The sequence below is a fragment of the Bradyrhizobium lablabi genome (assembly GCF_900141755.1).
GTDB lineage: Bacteria > Pseudomonadota > Alphaproteobacteria > Rhizobiales > Xanthobacteraceae > Bradyrhizobium > Bradyrhizobium lablabi_A.
In genome coordinates, this window is sequence record NZ_LT670844.1 from 4,048,412 (window position 1) to 4,063,521 (window position 15,110).

At 63.2% G+C, this 15,110-nt stretch carries 16 protein-coding genes; 9 read left to right on the plus strand and 7 right to left on the minus strand.

All coding sequences use genetic code 11. The features are described 5' to 3' along the window. The first annotated feature begins 21 nt into the window (after nucleotides 1-21). From B5526_RS18840 to B5526_RS18855, 4 genes are all read left to right on the plus strand, one after another. Nucleotides 22-768, plus strand: a complete 747-nt coding sequence (locus B5526_RS18840) for a hypothetical protein (protein ID WP_079540426.1) — start codon at nucleotides 22-24, stop codon at nucleotides 766-768. 103 nt (nucleotides 769-871) lie between these two features. Further along, nucleotides 872-2,410 (plus strand): YifB family Mg chelatase-like AAA ATPase, encoded by a 1,539-nt coding sequence (locus B5526_RS18845; protein WP_079540428.1) that lies wholly within the window; start codon nucleotides 872-874, stop codon nucleotides 2,408-2,410. Nucleotides 2,411-2,514: 104 nt separating this feature from the next. Continuing rightward, nucleotides 2,515-2,982 carry a hypothetical protein gene (locus B5526_RS18850; protein WP_079540430.1) on the plus strand — a complete coding sequence of 156 codons (468 nt, stop codon included), beginning with the start codon at nucleotides 2,515-2,517 and terminating at the stop codon, nucleotides 2,980-2,982. Nucleotides 2,983-3,136: 154 nt separating this feature from the next. Beyond that, entirely contained in the window at nucleotides 3,137-5,401 is a 2,265-nt protein-coding gene (locus tag B5526_RS18855; RefSeq protein WP_079540433.1) for a PAS domain-containing hybrid sensor histidine kinase/response regulator, read from the plus strand. Nucleotides 5,402-5,541: 140 nt separating this feature from the next. Here B5526_RS18855 and coaA read toward each other — a convergent pair whose 3' ends face one another. From coaA to hisB, 7 genes are all read right to left on the minus strand, one after another. Beyond that, complete coding sequence (gene coaA / locus B5526_RS18860) at nucleotides 5,542-6,498, minus strand: type I pantothenate kinase (protein ID WP_079540435.1); 957 nt, start codon at nucleotides 6,496-6,498, stop codon at nucleotides 5,542-5,544. A gap of 97 nt (nucleotides 6,499-6,595) precedes the next feature. Continuing rightward, nucleotides 6,596-6,919, minus strand: coding sequence for a phosphoribosyl-ATP diphosphatase (locus B5526_RS18865; protein WP_079540437.1), 324 nt, complete (start codon nucleotides 6,917-6,919; stop codon nucleotides 6,596-6,598). Between the two features lie 75 nt (nucleotides 6,920-6,994). Further along, nucleotides 6,995-7,771 carry an imidazole glycerol phosphate synthase subunit HisF gene (hisF, locus tag B5526_RS18870; RefSeq protein ID WP_079540439.1) on the minus strand — a complete coding sequence of 259 codons (777 nt, stop codon included), beginning with the start codon at nucleotides 7,769-7,771 and terminating at the stop codon, nucleotides 6,995-6,997. An 11-nt stretch (nucleotides 7,772-7,782) separates the two neighbouring features. Then, on the minus strand, nucleotides 7,783-8,523 hold the full coding sequence (gene hisA, locus B5526_RS18875) for a 1-(5-phosphoribosyl)-5-[(5-phosphoribosylamino)methylideneamino]imidazole-4-carboxamide isomerase (RefSeq protein WP_079540441.1): 741 nt from the start codon (nucleotides 8,521-8,523) through the stop codon (nucleotides 7,783-7,785). Nucleotides 8,524-8,728: 205 nt separating this feature from the next. Next, a complete protein-coding gene (hisH, locus tag B5526_RS18880) occupies nucleotides 8,729-9,379 on the minus strand; it encodes an imidazole glycerol phosphate synthase subunit HisH (RefSeq protein ID WP_079540443.1) in 651 nt (216 codons plus the stop codon). Continuing rightward, nucleotides 9,376-9,909, minus strand: coding sequence for a DUF2628 domain-containing protein (locus B5526_RS18885; RefSeq protein WP_079540445.1), 534 nt, complete (start codon nucleotides 9,907-9,909; stop codon nucleotides 9,376-9,378). Before B5526_RS18885 ends, hisH begins: the two co-directional genes overlap by 4 nt. Nucleotides 9,910-9,935: 26 nt before the next feature. Beyond that, the gene (gene hisB, locus B5526_RS18890) at nucleotides 9,936-10,529 is read right to left on the minus strand and encodes an imidazoleglycerol-phosphate dehydratase HisB (protein ID WP_079540448.1); all 594 of its coding nucleotides are present in this window, start codon (nucleotides 10,527-10,529) and stop codon (nucleotides 9,936-9,938) included. A 187-nt stretch (nucleotides 10,530-10,716) separates the two neighbouring features. Between hisB and hslV the strand changes: the two genes are divergently transcribed. From hslV to B5526_RS18915, 5 genes are all read left to right on the plus strand, one after another. Beyond that, nucleotides 10,717-11,277 (plus strand): ATP-dependent protease subunit HslV, encoded by a 561-nt coding sequence (hslV, locus tag B5526_RS18895; RefSeq protein WP_079540450.1) that lies wholly within the window; start codon nucleotides 10,717-10,719, stop codon nucleotides 11,275-11,277. A gap of 3 nt (nucleotides 11,278-11,280) precedes the next feature. Beyond that, a complete protein-coding gene (locus B5526_RS18900) occupies nucleotides 11,281-11,766 on the plus strand; it encodes a GNAT family N-acetyltransferase (protein WP_079540452.1) in 486 nt (161 codons plus the stop codon). Further along, a complete protein-coding gene (locus tag B5526_RS18905; RefSeq protein ID WP_079540454.1) occupies nucleotides 11,763-12,365 on the plus strand; it encodes a DUF2585 domain-containing protein in 603 nt (200 codons plus the stop codon). Before B5526_RS18900 ends, B5526_RS18905 begins: the two co-directional genes overlap by 4 nt. A 41-nt stretch (nucleotides 12,366-12,406) precedes the next feature. Next, nucleotides 12,407-13,708: an ATP-dependent protease ATPase subunit HslU gene (gene hslU / locus B5526_RS18910; RefSeq protein WP_079540456.1), complete on the plus strand. Its 1,302-nt coding sequence runs from the start codon at nucleotides 12,407-12,409 to the stop codon at nucleotides 13,706-13,708. Nucleotides 13,709-13,924: 216 nt separating this feature from the next. Beyond that, nucleotides 13,925-15,052, plus strand: a complete 1,128-nt coding sequence (locus B5526_RS18915; protein ID WP_079540458.1) for a hypothetical protein — start codon at nucleotides 13,925-13,927, stop codon at nucleotides 15,050-15,052. Nucleotides 15,053-15,110: the final 58 nt, after the last annotated feature.

The following is a 15,110-nucleotide window of genomic DNA, read 5'->3' on the forward strand; positions in this document are numbered from 1 at the left end:
CGGCCTAGAGGCAGGCCGAAGATGACGCTACGCCGCGTGCTGAAAAGTCTGACGCCTCCCATCATCGGCGATTTGCTTCATGGTGGGTGCCCCTATGTCTCCTGGTCAGCGGCCAGCGAAAGTGCTTCCTCCTATTCGGACCAGGCGCTCAACGCCTTCAAGGTCGCTCGCCGGATGCCAGGTTCCGTGGAGGGGGCGCTATTGCGCACCAATCTTCTGTACCTGATTGCGCTGGCGTGCGGGAAACCCGATCTGTCCATCGTCGATTTTGGCGGCTCGACGGGAGAGTTGGGCGCAGACTTCCTCATTGCCTTTCCTGACGCCACCTACACCGTCGTCGAGAACCCCGCGATGGTTGCGATGATGAAAGGTCAGGGTCCGGTCGGCTTTGCGTGCACTCCACCGGCCGAATGCGACATCTTTTTCTCCAGCGGTGCACTCCAGTACATCGAGAACCCAACCGAGATTCTCACCGTTGCCTTTACCTCGGCACGGCGCTCCGTCGTCCTCATGCGCAACTCGTTTGCGGACGAAGACATCTATCGCGTCCAACGCTCGAGGCTCTTCGCTAACGGAAGCGGCCCAATTCCGGAAGGCTACAAGGACCGCACGGTGCGGTATCCTCATCGAACGATGAAGGAAGGTTCGATCGTCGAGATCGCGCGCCAGTATGGCTTCCGCTGCGTCACGCGGATTGCAGAGGCCGACACGGACGCCCTGCCATACGCAGGAAAGGTCTACGGCACGCAGTTGGTCTTCCTGCGTTAGGCCTTCACGCCGGAGGCCCGTCGGAGCGCTCGACGCCTGTTCCCTTAATGTTCTTGCGGTCGCCTGCGCTTTCCGCTACCCTCGATTGCAGCAGAGGGGCGGAATGGTCGCGCGGGTTTCCACGGTAGCTTTTGAGGGGATCGAAGCCCGCGCCGTCGACGTGCAGGTGCAGGTCGCGCCTGGGCTACCGGCGTTTGCGATCGTCGGCCTGCCGGACAAGGCGGTGTCGGAAGCCCGCGAGCGGGTCCGTTCGGCGCTGATCGCCTCTGGACTGGCGCTGCCCGCGCGCCGCATCACCGTCAATCTGGCGCCGGCCGATTTGCCGAAGGAAGGCAGCCATTACGATCTCCCGATCGCGCTCGGCCTGATGGCGGCGATCGGCGCGATACCGCCCGACGCGCTTTCCGGTTTTACGGTACTCGGTGAACTCGGCCTCGATGGATCGATCGCGCCGGTTGCGGGCGTATTGCCGGCGGCGATCGGCGCCAATTCGCGCGACGAGGGCCTGATTTGCCCGGCGGCTTGCGGCGCGGAAGCGGCCTGGGCGAGCCCGGATATCCAGATCGTGGCGGCGAATTCGCTGATCCAGATCGCTAATCATTTTAGGGGCACGCAGGTGCTGTCGCGGCCACAGCCGAAAGTGCATGAGGCCGAGGCCAACCTCTTAGACCTGCGCGACATCAAGGGCCAGGAGAGTGCAAAACGCGCGCTCGAGATCGCAGCCGCCGGCGGGCATCATTTGCTGATGATCGGGTCGCCCGGCGCCGGCAAGTCGATGCTCGCCGCCCGGCTGCCCTCGATCCTGCCGCCGCTGTCGCCGTCGGAATTGCTCGAAGTATCAATGATCGCCTCCGTCGCCGGCGAGATCGAGGGCGGCGCGCTGACCGCGCGGCGGCCGTTCCGCGCCCCCCATCATTCCGCCAGCATGGCGGCGCTCACCGGCGGCGGCATGCGCGCCAAGCCGGGCGAGATTTCGCTGGCCCATCAGGGCGTCCTGTTCCTCGACGAATTGCCGGAGTTCGATCCCCGCGTGCTGGATTCGCTGCGCCAGCCGCTCGAAAACGGCGAGGTCGCGGTGTCACGTGCCAATCATCGCGTCACGTATCCGGCGCGTTTCATGCTGGTCGCCGCGATGAATCCGTGCCGCTGCGGCCATGCCTATGAGCCCGGCTATTCCTGCAGGCGCGGCCGCATCGAACGCTGCACGGGCGATTATCAGGCGCGCATTTCGGGCCCGCTGATGGACCGCATCGATCTGCGGATCGAGGTGCCGGCGGTGACCGCTTCTGACCTGATCCTGCCGCCGCCGACGGAAGGCTCGGCAGAGGTGGCCGCGCGCGTTGCCGCCGCGCGCGACGTGCAGCTGGCGCGTTATGCTGCGGCCGGCCTGCCGCATATCCGCACCAACGCGGAAGCCCCCGCCTCGGTGCTGGAGACGATCGCGCAACCGGACGCGCAGGGCCAAAAGCTCCTGCGCGACGCCGCCGAAACCATGCGGCTGTCGGCGCGCGGTTATCACCGCGTGCTGCGCGTCGCCCGCACGCTCGCCGACCTCGACGGTGCCGAAAAAATCGGCCGGCTGCATCTCGCCGAAGCTTTGTCGTATCGCGCGCTCGCCGACGATGTCAGGCGCGCGGCCTGAATAGCCGCGACAACGCGCGTCAACCAGGCGGTAACCAGTCTCGTTTACGCTTCGCAAACCATAGACCGTGCGTCCGCACTGGTTTTTCGGCGAGCGAGCGTATCATGTTGCGTTTCAAGATCCTGGCTTCGGCCGTTCCACTGTTGATTGCCGCCGTTTTCGCGCGCGGCGGGTTATTGCCGCCCAGCCACCCCTGTATCGCGATCGCCGACACCTCGGTCCAGATCGCCGAGCTGCCTTGGCATGCCGACCTCCGCGTCAGCTTCACCAACAATCCGGCATTCGCCACGGTGCGGGTCCAGATATCTGACAGCGCCGAGGCCGCCGATTTCGCCGTGGTCGATGACGTCGATACCGCGGAGGGTGGCGCTTGCGAGGCCAATCCGGCAACAAGGTCCGTCGAGATCTCCGCACGTCCCTCGGCCGATGTGCCCGTGATCTATCTTTCGCATGACGGCCCCGCCGATTACCGCATTTTCGTGCAATCGAAGACATTTTCGGCGCGCGACGCGGCAGCCCTGGTCGTCGGCGCCGGCGGCGCACATCGCAGGCTCCAAGCTGCCTCGCTTTAGAGGTTTAACCTTCGGTTAACCCTGTTCGCATCGCACCGCGCAAAGCCGCCCGGCCTCAAACACTTTGCAAGGTCGCCGTCGCATCGTCACCCCGCAAAGCACACACGCGCGAAGCGAAACGCAATCCTCAAGGCAATCTCAGGGTAGTTACGCGATGGGGCGGGTTTTCCGGATCAAGTTGCACATTCGCCGTTTCAGCCGGCGCCATCCGTGGCTCATCTTTGCGGTCCGCTCGTTCATGATCTTCTCCGCCGCATTCGGCGGCGCCTATGGCTTCATCGCCGGAAGCCGGCCGGAGGTTTCCGGCTACGATCCCAACGCGTTTGCGATCGGCATCAGTTTCCTGTTCGCGATCGCCTGCGTGGCGCTCGCCTCTTTGAGCTTCCGACTGCGCTTCATGCGCCAGAAGCTTCGCAAGCTCGCACTTCACAATGAAGCGCTCGCCGACCGCAATTGGGAATTGCAGGAGGCCGAGCAACGCGCCCGCAGCCTGTCCGAATCGCAGGGCGATCTGATCGTGTTGCGCGACGCCGACGGCGTTATCACCTTCGTCAACGACGCCTATTGCGAATTGTCGTCGCTGCCGCGCGGCGCGCTGATCGGCAGCCAATTCACGTTTTCCGTGCTGGAGCAGGGCGAGGCTGCGCTGCAGGGGGACGGCACCAGGATCCACGACCAGAAGATCGCCAGCCCGTCCGGGCCGCGTTGGATTGCCTGGCGCGAAGGTCTGGTGCGCTCCGACGCGGACCGGCCGGCCGAGATGCAGAGTGTCGGCCGCGACGTCACCAACCGTGCCGAGACCGAGCGCGCGCTGGCCGAGGCGCGCGATCAGGCAGACGCCGCCAGCCGCGCCAAGTCACGTTTCCTCGCGATGGCGAGCCACGAAATCCGCACCCCCCTGAACGGCATCATCGGCATGAGCGGCCTGCTTCTGGATACGCCATTGACGCCGGAGCAGATGACCTATGCGAAAGCCGTCAAAACCTCGGGCGATGCGCTGCTCGCGCTGATCGAGGAACTGTTGGACTATTCCAAGATCGAGGCCGGCAAGATCGATCTCGAACATCGGCCGTTCGCGCTCGCCGGCCTGATCGAGGATATCACCGAGCTGCTGGCGCCCCGCGCGCAGGCGAGAAAGCTCGAGATCGCGGCCTATGTCGACGAGCGGCTGCCGATCGAAGTGGTCGGCGACGCCGGACGGCTGCGCCAGGTGCTGCTTAATCTCGCCGGCAATGCGATAAAATTCACCGCGACCGGCGGCGTGGCGCTGATCGCCGAGCCGGGCGTGGCGCCCAATGAAATCAGTTTCCTGGTGCGCGACACCGGCATCGGCATCGCGCCCGAGGCGCAGTCGCGCATTTTCCGCGAGTTCGAGCAGGCCGACGAAAAGATCGCCCGCAGCTACGGCGGCACCGGTCTAGGCCTGAGCATCTCCGAGCGCATCGTCAAGCGGATGGGTGGCCGCATCACGCTGCAGAGCCAGCCGGGCGTCGGCTCGACCTTCGAAGTATCGGTGCCGCTCGCCGCGTCCGACACAAGCGAGCGCGGCCAAACGACGTTCGCGGCGCCGGATCTATCCGGCCAATCGATCATGCTGGTGGCGCCGCAGAGCATCGAGGCTTCGCTGATCGCAAGGCGGCTGCAGCGCTGGGGCGGCCAGACCTGCATGGTTTCCGATATCGCGGTGGCGCTGGCTCTGCTGCCGGAGCGCGCCTGGCATGCCGTGCTGCTCGATCGCGCGTTCGGCGCGGCCGAAATTCAGGCGCTGGCGGAAGCCGCGCGCATTCACGCGGCGCAGCGGATCGTGATGTTCACGCCGGCCGCGCGGCATGAGCTGCAGCTTGCATCCGCCGCCTCCTCCGCCTTCACCGGCTATCTGATAAAACCGTTGCGCGCGGCCTCGCTCGCGGCCCGCCTTTCGGCGGCGCCGGATGTGCAAGCCCCAAGCCTCGCCGCCGGCGCGCTAATCGACGCGCCCGATGACGCCGGAACGCCGGCAGCTCCTCCGGCGCGCGGCCTTTCCGTGCTGGTCGCGGAAGACAATGAGATCAACGCGCTGCTGATGCGTTCGCTATTGACGCGATTGGGGCATCAAGCCGTCATCACCACCAATGGCGAAGCGGCGCTGGAATCATGGCTCTCGGCGAAATCCGCCGGCGCGCCCTATGATCTCGTCCTGATGGATATCCAGATGCCCGAGCTCGACGGCATCGAAACCACAAAACGCATCCGCGCGCGCGAGGCCGGCCAGCCCGGCCGCCAGACGCCGATCCTGGCGCTCACTGCGAACACGCTGGTGGAAGACCGCTACGCCTGCTTTGAAGCCGGCATGGACGGGTTTCTCATAAAACCGCTGGATCGCGAGAAGCTGGCGGACGCGCTGGCGGGCCTCGCCGCGTCGAGGCATCTCGCGGCGTAAATACCTCACAGAGTCGTCCCTGCGAAAGCAGGGACCCAACCACAGCCGTCAGTTATCGCGAAGGCTGGAGCCGCTACCGTCTGCAAGACAACCATCGGTGGTTATGGGTCCCCGCTTTCGCGGGGACGACAGCGGGGGGTTCACAGCCGCCGCAGCGCGACCTGCTCGACGACGTGATCGGCGCCCTTCTTCAGGATCAGCGTGGCGCGCGGCCGGGTCGGCAGGATATTCTCCTCGAGATTGGCAAGGTTGGTGCGTTCCCAGATCGCGAGCGCGGTCGCGGTCGCCTCCTCGTCGGACAATGGCGCGTAGCGATGAAAATACGATCGCGGATTGGTGAACGCGGTGTCCCGCAGCGCCAGGAAGCGGCGGACGTACCACTCGCGCAGTACCGGCTCATCGGCATCGATATAGACCGAGAAATCGAAGAAATCCGACACCACCGGCACGGCCTGGCCGTCGCGCGGCAGCCGGCCGGTCTGCAGAACATTGACGCCTTCCACGATCAGAATGTCCGGCCGGTCGATCTCGACCCACTGGTTCGGAACGATGTCGTAGGTCAGATGCGAATAGACCGGCGCGCGCACCGGCCGTCGTCCCGCCTTGATGTCGCTCAGGAACGCCAACAGCGTCGGCAGGTCGTAGCTCTCCGGAAAGCCCTTCTTCTGCATCAGGCCTTGCCGCTCGAGAACCGCGTTGGGAAACAGGAAGCCGTCGGTCGTCACAAGATCGACCTTCGGCCGCGGCGACCAGCGCCCCAACAGCGCCTGCAGCACGCGCGCGGAGGTCGATTTTCCGACCGCGACCGAGCCGGCGACGCCGATAATGTAGGGCATCTTGCGGTCCTGGATGCCGAGGAATTGGCGCTGCGCATAAAACAGCCGCTGCGTGGCATCGACATAGATCGACAACAGCCGCGACAGCGGCAGATAAATGTCCTCGACCTCCTGCATATCGAGACGGTCATGCATCGAACGCAGCCGATCGAACTCGCCCGGCTCCAGCGTCATCGGTGTGTCATCGCGCAGCCGCGCCCACTGCTCCCGCGTGAACACCCGGTAGGGATTGTAGACTTGCTCCGGAGCCCGAATATCCATGAGGCCGCCTTTTCGACTCTTATGTTTCGAGCATGATTTTTTCGGAAAACCGGTTCCCACTTTGCACTAACGTGGCCCTCCGGGTCCGGATCATGCTCTAATCGCGCTTGCGCGCCGTCTTTTCTTCCAGCCCGGACATCGACGTCCGCTGCGCCAATGCAGCTTCGACATCCTCAAGCTTCACGCCGCGCGATTTCAACAGCACCAGCAAATGAAACACGAGATCGGCACTTTCCGCGATCAGATGATCGCGATCGTTCTCAACCGCGGCGATCACGGTCTCCACCGCTTCCTCGCCGAATTTCTTGGCGCAATGCTCCGGCCCCTTGTCCAGGAGCTTGCGCGTATAGGAGGCCTCTCCTCCCGACGCCGCGCGGGCGTCGATGGTGGCAGCCAGATCATGGATCGTGAAACGCGACATCCACTTAAAACTCAGGCGCGCCCAGGCCGGGCGCCAGTCATGTCAGGCATTTAGCACTTTTATGACCGGGAGTCGTCAGGGATCGAGCCGCATCGGTAAGCCAGCTCGGACCATATGGTCCTTGGCTTCACGGATGGTAAATTCCCCGAAATGGAAGATCGAGGCCGCCAGCACCGCGGTCGCGTGCCCCTCGCGGATGCCCTCGACCAGGTGATCGAGGTTGCCGACCCCGCCGGAGGCGATCACCGGCACCGGCACGCTGTCGGCGATCATCCGGGTAATGGGAATGTCAAAACCCTGCCTTGTGCCGTCCCGGTCCATCGAGGTCAAAAGGATTTCGCCGGCGCCGAGCGAGACCACTTCCTGGGCGTATTCGATGGCGTCGATGCCGGTGGAATTGCGCCCGCCATGGGTAAAGATTTCCCAGCGATCCGAGCCGCCGCCGCGGCTGACCCGCTTGGCGTCGATCGCGACCACGATGCATTGCTCGCCGAATTTCTCGGCCGCCTCCTTGACGAATTCGCGGCGGCTGACGGCGGCCGAGTTGATCGAGACCTTGTCGGCGCCGGATCGTAACAATGTTTTGATATCGTCGATGGTGCGCACACCGCCGCCGACCGTCAGCGGCATGAAGCAGGCTTCCGCCGTGCGCCGGACCACGTCCAGCATGATGCCGCGGTTTTCGTGGGTCGCCGTGATGTCGAGAAAACACAATTCATCGGCGCCGGCGGCGTCATAGGCGATGGCCGCCTCGACCGGATCGCCGGCGTCGCGCAGGTTGACAAAATTGACGCCCTTGACCACCCGGCCGTCCTTGACGTCGAGACAGGGGATCACGCGGACCTTGAACATTTTTAATACTCCTAGGCCGCGGCGCGGGCGTTTTTGATCAGCGCCAACGCGGCAAGCGGATCGAGCCGGCCGTCATAGAGCGCGCGGCCAACGATTGCGCCAGCGAGTTTCTTGGCGCGCGGCGCAAGCAGCGCCTTGACGTCATCGATCGAGGCAAAACCGCCGGACGCGATCACCGGGATCGAAATCTGTTCGGCCAGCGCAATGGTCGCATCGAGATTGAGGCCCTTCAAAAGGCCGTCGCGGGCGATGTCGGTGAAGATGATCGCTGCAACGCCCGCATCCTCGAAACGCTGTGCGATCTCGAGCGCGGTGACTTCCGAGGTCTCGGCCCAGCCTTCGACCGCGACCTTGCCGTCGCGCGCATCGAGCCCGACCGCGACGCGGCCGGGGAATTTTTTCGCAGCGCTTTTTACGAGCCCGGGATCGCGCACCGCCGCGGTGCCGATAATCACGCGCGCCACGCCTTTTGCGAGCCAGGCTTCAACCGTTTTCAAATCCCGGATGCCGCCGCCGAGCTGCAGTGGCATGGTGACCGCGTTCAGCATCGCCTCGACGGCATGCGCATTCATCGGCTTGCCGGCAAAGGCACCATCGAGATCGACCACATGCAGATATTCGAACCCCTGCGCGGCGAAGCTCTTCGCCTGCGCCGCCGGATCGAGGTTGAACACGGTCGCGCGCGCCATGTCGCCCTGTTCGAGCCGCACGCATTGGCCGTTCTTCAGGTCGATGGCGGGGAAGAGAATCACGGTGCGCCGCCTGCTCCCTCCCCCCTTGCGGGGGAGGGTTGGGGTGGGGGGTAGCCGCGAGTTCGGTGTTTGTGGCTTACCCCTCTCCCGAACGCTTCGCGCACAGCCAAGGCTTCGCCTTGGCGTTCTTCAAGACGGCGGCTGAAAGCCGCCTTGTGCTCCCCCGCAAGGGGCGAGGTGACAAGAGAGGGCCCTGAAGCAGACATCACGGCTTCCACTTCAAAAAATTCGAGATCAGAGCGAGTCCAAAGCGCTGGCTCTTTTCCGGGTGAAACTGCGTGCCGACCGCGGTGTCCCTGGCGACGATCGCCGTCACCGGCCCGCCGTATTCCGCGCGCGCCAGCACATCAGCCTCATTGGCCGCGTTGAGGTGGTATGAGTGCACGAAATAAGCGTGGCGACCCTTTGGACCGAGCGGAAGGCGCTCCAGCACCGCATGCTCCCGGACCACGTCGAGCGTATTCCAGCCCATATGCGGGATTTTCAGATTTTCTTCGCGCGGCGTAATCTTTTCCACGTCGCCTGCGATCCAATTAAAACCGTCGGTGGTGACGTGCTCCTTGCCGCGTGTCGCCATCAGCTGCATGCCGACGCAGATGCCGAAGAACGGCCGCGCCTTGTTGCGCACCGCTTCCGTCATCGCCTCGACCATGCCGTCGAGCGTGTCCAGCCCCCGGCGGCAATCGGCGAAGGCGCCGACCCCGGGCAGCACGATGCGATCGGCGCGATAGACAGTTTCGGGATCCCGAGTGACGACAATCTTCTGAGGCTCTTCCATGCTCCGCGCCGCGCGCTCGAACGCTTTCGCCGCCGAGTGCAGATTGCCGGAGCCGTAATCAATGATGGCAACGCTCACCGCGAGCCTCCCGGTTCCGGAAACAATCCGATAATGCCGCCCTGCGGCAACGGCGGCGGCGGTTTTGAGAACGGCTGGCCCGGAATGTCCCGGGTCGGCGGCGGCCCGCCGCGATCGACCGCCGACTGGTCGTTACTGAGCCCGCGCTGCTTGGCGGTCCAGCGATCGAAAAAGCGGCGCTCGGCCTGCTCCTCGTCGTCACCGACCACGATATCGAGCTGACGCCAATTGCCCCGCGACAGGGTCCAGCGCTGCAGGCTCGCCGCTTCAAATCCCATCAATAGCGCGATCAGCAGATTAGCCAGGAAGATCGCCGCCCCGCCGGTGCCGAGCCGCGTCATTGCGACGTCGATCGCAAGTATCACGATGATCCAGCCGATCAATGCCAGCCACAGCCGACGCCAGATCAGCCACACCGGGCCCAGCAACGCCGCCCAGACGTGAAAGCCGTCGCGCACGAAGCTAAAGCGATCGGTGGCGCGAAGGTCCGCGCCATAGGCCGTGGGAGCATGCACTGTGTAAACCGGCATCGCTACTCTCCGCCGAGAACAAGGGATCAGCCGCCGAGCTGGCCCTTGGTGGATGGCACTTCGCCCGCGGCGCGCGGATCGATCGCGACCGCCGCCCGCAGCGCCCTCGCCAGACCCTTGAAGCAGGATTCGGCGATATGATGGCTGTTCTCGCCATATAAGGTCTCGACGTGCAAAGTCACGCCGGCATTGATCGCAAAGGCGTTGAACCATTCGCGCACCAATTCAGTATCGAACTGGCCGACCTTGTCGCGCGGAAACTCCACCTTGAAGACCAGGACCGGGCGGCCGGAAATGTCGATCACCACGCGCGACAGCGTCTCGTCCATCGGCATGTGGATCGAGGCATAGCGGGTGATGCCGGCCATAGTGCCGAGCGCCTGTTTCACCGCTTGCCCCAGCGCGATCCCGACATCTTCCGTGGTGTGGTGGTGGTCGATGTGAAGGTCGCCGACCGCCTTCACCGTGATGTCGATGCGGGAATGCCGGGCCAAGAGGTCGAGCATATGGTCGAAGAATCCGATCCCGGTCGCGACGTTGGACACCCCCGTTCCGTCGAGGTTCACCGAAACCTCGATGTCGGTCTCCTTGGTCTTGCGCTTGATGGCGGCGTTGCGCATGAAAAGTGCTTTCCCTCAAGGCCCGCTTTTGGGCCGAAAACGCGGCCCTTTTAACAGGCCGATGTCGCCTTCGCCACTGCGGGATGGCCCGATCAAGGCTGAACTTCGGCCTATGGTGACCGGAATCGGGGGGTAGATTGTAACCCCGCCTGCCAATCCCTAAGTTTGGCCGAATACGAGGTATTCCATGCAAGCATCAGAAACCCCATCGCCGGTCTGGCACGGCACCACCATTTTGACGGTCCGCAAGGGCGGCAAGGTCGTGATCGGCGGCGACGGGCAGGTCTCGATCGGCCAGACCGTGATCAAATCCAACGCCAAGAAGGTCCGCAGGCTCGGCAAAGGTGACGTCATCGGCGGCTTTGCCGGCGCCACCGCGGACGCCTTCACCCTGTTCGAGCGGCTGGAAAGCAAGCTCGAGCAATATCCGGGGCAATTGACCCGCGCCGCCGTCGAGCTTGCCAAGGACTGGCGCACCGACCGCTATCTGCGCCGGCTGGAGGCGATGATGATCGTCGCCGACAAGGAGGTGTCGCTAGTGCTGACCGGGACCGGCGACGTGCTGGAGCCGGAAGCCGGCGTGATGGCGATTGGGTCCGGCGGCAACTATGCGCTAGCGGCCGCCCGCGCGCTGATCGAGACCGACAAGGATGCCGAGACCATCGTGCGCCGCTCGCTCGATATCGCCGCCGACATTTGCGTCTACACCAACCGCAATGTGACCATCGAGACGCTGCAGAGCGGCTGATCGATGGCGCCAGATTATTCGTTCCGCCCGATGATTTCTGCCGATCTTGCGATGGTGCGACGCTGGCTCGAAACCCCGGAAGTGGTGCGCTGGTGGGGACAACCCGACGAGCAATACGCGCTGGTGAGCGGCGATCTCGATCATCCCGATATGGACCAGTTCATTGTCGCCCTCGGCGGCCAGCCATTCGGCTACATCCAGTGTTATGCGCTGAGTGCCTGGAACGAGGGTCTCGGCTCGCATCCCGCCAAAACGCGCGGCATCGACCAGTTCATCGGCGCGCCCAATATGATCGGGCGCGGCCATGGCTCCGGCTTCATCCGGCAATTCGTGGACACCGTGCTGACATCGGGAATTCCGCGCGTGGTGACGGATCCCGATCCCGAAAATGGCCGCGCGGTGCGCGCCTACGCCAAGGCCGGCTTTCAACGCGACCGCCTGGTCGACACACCGGACGGCCCCGCTTTGCTGATGGTGCGCAACCCATGACGCTTGACCGCAACGCCCCCGCGGCCACCGCTCTTTCAGCGTGGCATTGGCTTCTGATCGCAGCCGGCCTGCTCGCGGTTCAGGCCTCGATCCTGTTTGCAATGGGCCGGTTGCCGATCTGCGCCTGCGGTTATGTCAAGCTTTGGCACGGCGTCGTGCAAAGCTCGGAAAATTCGCAGCACTTGACCGACTGGTACACCTTCTCGCACATTATCCACGGCTTCCTGTTCTATGCCGCGACCTGGCTGTTGCTGCCGCATCTCGCCTGGCCGGCCCGCTTGATCGTTGCCATGCTGGTTGAGGGCAGCTGGGAACTCGTTGAAAATTCCAACTGGATCATCGATCGATACCGCGCCGGCACGATGTCGCTCGACTATTATGGCGACAGCATCGTCAATTCGCTCTCCGATACGCTATCGATGGTCGCAGGCTTTTTGCTGGCGAGAAAACTTCCGGTGGCGCTGACCATTGCACTGGCGCTCGCGTTCGAGATTTTGGTCGGGCTTCACATTCGCGATAATCTCACTTTGAACATCATCATGCTGATTCACCCCTTCGAGGCGATCCGGCACTGGCAGATGGGGCCTCCGATCATCTGATACCGCTTGTTCTCGCAACATTTTGAACCTACCTAGGACCTATGACCGACTTTTCCCCCCGTGAAATCGTCTCCGAACTCGACCGCTTCATCGTCGGCCAGACCGACGCCAAGCGCGCGGTTTCCATCGCGCTGCGCAACCGCTGGCGGCGGCTGCAGCTCACCGGTAACCTGCGCGAGGAAGTGCTGCCGAAAAATATCCTGATGATCGGGCCGACCGGCGTCGGCAAGACCGAGATCGCGCGGCGACTGGCAAAGCTTGCCGGCGCGCCGTTCATCAAGGTCGAAGCCACGAAGTTCACCGAGGTCGGCTATGTCGGCCGCGACGTCGAACAGATCATCCGCGACCTCGTCGAAGTCGCGATCGCGCTGATCCGGGAACGCAAGCGCAAGGATGTGCAGGCCCGCGCGCAGCTCGCAGCCGAGGACCGCGTGCTCGATGCGTTGGTCGGCGCCAACTCCAGCGCCGCGACGCGCGATTCGTTTCGCAAGAAATTGCGCGCCGGCGAGCTCAACGACAAGGAAATCGAGATCGAGACGCAATCCTCCGGCGGTATGCCGATGTTCGAGATTCCGGGCATGCCGGGCGCCCAGATGGGCGCGATTTCGATCGGCGATATTTTTGGCAAAATGAGCGGCCGCACCAAGACCCGACGCCTGACGGTCGAAGGTTCGCACGAGATCCTCGTCAACGAGGAATCCGACAAGCTGCTCGACAACGATCAATTGGTGCAGGAAGCGATCGGCGCCGTCGAGAACAACGGCATCGTGTTCCTGGATGAAATCGACAAGATCTGCGTGCGCGACGGCCGGGTCGGCGGCGATGTCTCGCGCGAGGGTGTGCAGCGCGATTTGTTACCGCTGATCGAGGGCACCACCGTTTCGACCAAGCACGGCGCGGTCAAAACCGACCACATCCTGTTCATCGCCTCCGGCGCCTTCCATATCGCAAAGCCATCGGATCTGTTGCCGGAACTGCAGGGCCGGCTGCCGATCCGCGTCGAACTGGAAGCGCTGACCCGCGACGACATGCGCCGCATCCTGACCGAACCCGAGGCATCGCTGATCAAGCAATATGTCGCGCTGATGCAGACCGAAGGCGTGACGCTCGATATCACCGACGGCGCCATCGATGCGCTCGCGGATATCGCGGTAGCCGTCAACTCCACGGTCGAAAATATCGGCGCGCGGCGATTGCAGACCGTGATGGAGCGTGTGCTGGATGAGATTTCGTTTGCCGCCCCCGACCGCCACGGCGAGACGATCCAGATCGATGCCGACTATGTGCAGAAGCACGTCGGCGACCTCGCCAAGAACGCCGATCTGAGCCGGTTTATCTTGTAGTCGCCCTCGTAACGATCGTCGTCCCAGCGAAAAGCAGGGACCCATAGCCACTGTCGGTCGCCGCTAGATCGGACTGCAGCCCCAGCCTTTGCAAATACGCGCGCCTGTGGTTATGGGTCCGTGCTTTCGCAGGGACGACAGCGGGAGCGCGTTGCGTACCCCTCATCTAACGTGTGATAAGTTCGCACCCTATCCAGTCGCCATTTCGGGTGCTGAATGAATCTGCGTGCGTGGCAAGATCCCTGGCGACTGATGATGCTTGTCATCAATGCCGCCGTTTTCTTTGGGGTTTTTCTCTACAAGATCACGCTGCCGCCTTATGTCCCCTACATCCATCTGCTGGTCGATTATCATTTCGGGTTTGCGAAGCGCGCGTTGATCGGTGCTGCGGTATCGCTGCTGTTCGCGAAAGTGCCGGTCTGGCTGGTGTTCGCGGTTGCCGGCGCCGTCTGGCTGATCACGCTCGGTCTCTTCGTAAAGCTGTTCCGGAGGACGTTTGGTTTCGACGATGTGCAGATGCCGCTGTTCGTGTTCATGGTCGGCTCGCCGTTCTTTCTAAAGAATTTCATGTTCACGCTGGGTCATTTTGACATCTATGGCTGCGCGTTCGCGATTGGCCTGATGCTGATGCCGGCGCGTTCGATTTCTTTCGTGCTGCTTGCAGCGCTGGCTTCGATGGTCCTCGTTCTGATCCACCACATACATCTCTTGATGTATGTGCCGACCATCGCGATCATCGTGGTGCTGCGCTATTATTTGGTGCAGGGTTTTACGCGGCAAAATGTCATCGTCGGCGTCGCGGCGTCGCTTTGCGTCGGCCTGGTGTTCTTGTCCGCGCAATTCTGGGGGACGATGCCGGTGCCCGAGGCGGAGTTCGTCCGCCATCTGCAGAGCCGGATGGCCGACCCCACCCGCACCAATCTCCTGAGCTTCAGTTATATCTGGTATCAGCCGCTTTCCCGCGAGATCCACGACACCTGGCAGCGCATGCCTTCCAACATTTTGGGCGTTCCGGTGTTTGCCTTGCTGATCTGGCTGCATACGCCGCTGTGGCGATATTTCGCCGATCTGATCCGCGCATTGTCGGAGGAATTACACCGCCGTATCGTCGTCGCGGCCATCGTGATGGTAAGCTGCGGCTATCTCGTGATGTTTGCCATGGTGTTCGATTATTCGCGATGGATTTCGAACTGGGCGGTCTGCATGTTTTTGATCTTGCATGCGGTCAAGACCTTGCCGTCCTCAAAACCAGTGCGGCTGATATCCGTGGATGATCGCAAGACCACTATTCTCGGCTGGATCATCACCCTGATTCCGCGCGTCGGGATCGTGCGGCCGTTCTGACTCTTCTGTCGTCCCTGCGAAAGCAGGGCCCCATAACCACCGCTGTAGCGTGGCGCGA

Bases quoted from the DNA above. Each gene is read 5' to 3' on its own strand.
- B5526_RS18840 (WP_079540426.1), top strand. From the start codon at position 22: ATGACGCTACGCCGCGTGCTGAAAAGTCTGACGCCTCCCATCATCGGC.
- B5526_RS18845 (WP_079540428.1), top strand. From the start codon at position 872: ATGGTCGCGCGGGTTTCCACGGTAGCTTTTGAGGGGATCGAAGCCCGC.
- B5526_RS18850 (WP_079540430.1), top strand. From the start codon at position 2,515: ATGTTGCGTTTCAAGATCCTGGCTTCGGCCGTTCCACTGTTGATTGCC.
- B5526_RS18855 (WP_079540433.1), top strand. From the start codon at position 3,137: ATGGGGCGGGTTTTCCGGATCAAGTTGCACATTCGCCGTTTCAGCCGG.
- coaA (WP_079540435.1), bottom strand. From the start codon at position 6,498: ATGGATATTCGGGCTCCGGAGCAAGTCTACAATCCCTACCGGGTGTTC.
- B5526_RS18865 (WP_079540437.1), bottom strand. From the start codon at position 6,919: ATGTCGCGTTTCACGATCCATGATCTGGCTGCCACCATCGACGCCCGC.
- hisF (WP_079540439.1), bottom strand. From the start codon at position 7,771: ATGTTCAAGGTCCGCGTGATCCCCTGTCTCGACGTCAAGGACGGCCGG.
- B5526_RS18885 (WP_079540445.1), bottom strand. From the start codon at position 9,909: ATGCCGGTTTACACAGTGCATGCTCCCACGGCCTATGGCGCGGACCTT.
- hisB (WP_079540448.1), bottom strand. From the start codon at position 10,529: ATGCGCAACGCCGCCATCAAGCGCAAGACCAAGGAGACCGACATCGAG.
- hslV (WP_079540450.1), top strand. From the start codon at position 10,717: ATGCAAGCATCAGAAACCCCATCGCCGGTCTGGCACGGCACCACCATT.
- B5526_RS18900 (WP_079540452.1), top strand. From the start codon at position 11,281: ATGGCGCCAGATTATTCGTTCCGCCCGATGATTTCTGCCGATCTTGCG.
- B5526_RS18905 (WP_079540454.1), top strand. From the start codon at position 11,763: ATGACGCTTGACCGCAACGCCCCCGCGGCCACCGCTCTTTCAGCGTGG.
- hslU (WP_079540456.1), top strand. From the start codon at position 12,407: ATGACCGACTTTTCCCCCCGTGAAATCGTCTCCGAACTCGACCGCTTC.
- B5526_RS18915 (WP_079540458.1), top strand. From the start codon at position 13,925: ATGAATCTGCGTGCGTGGCAAGATCCCTGGCGACTGATGATGCTTGTC.